Below are 230 nucleotides of genomic sequence, written 5' to 3'. Positions count from 1 at the left end.
GATCATATTCGCAATTTCTCGATCATCGCCCACATCGACCATGGCAAGTCGACGCTCGCGGATCGCATCATCCAGGTATGCGGCGGCCTCGCCGCCCGCGAAATGGAAGCGCAGGTGCTCGACTCGATGGACATCGAGCGCGAGCGCGGCATCACCATCAAGGCGCAGACTGCGGCGCTGTCCTATCGCGCGCGCGACGGCAAGGTCTACAACCTGAACCTGATCGATAC

General features: G+C 61.3%; 1 protein-coding gene. It reads left to right on the top strand.

Annotated elements, in window-relative coordinates; genetic code table 11:
- A partial coding sequence (locus tag SB786_RS37930; protein WP_410731801.1) for a GTP-binding protein occupies window positions 1-230 on the top strand: 230 nt, incomplete at both ends.

It is taken from the genome of Burkholderia sp. SIMBA_062, from assembly GCF_046534765.1.
GTDB classification, from domain to species: domain Bacteria; phylum Pseudomonadota; class Gammaproteobacteria; order Burkholderiales; family Burkholderiaceae; genus Burkholderia; species Burkholderia ambifaria.
This window is presented reverse-complemented; position numbering and strand designations above follow the sequence as displayed.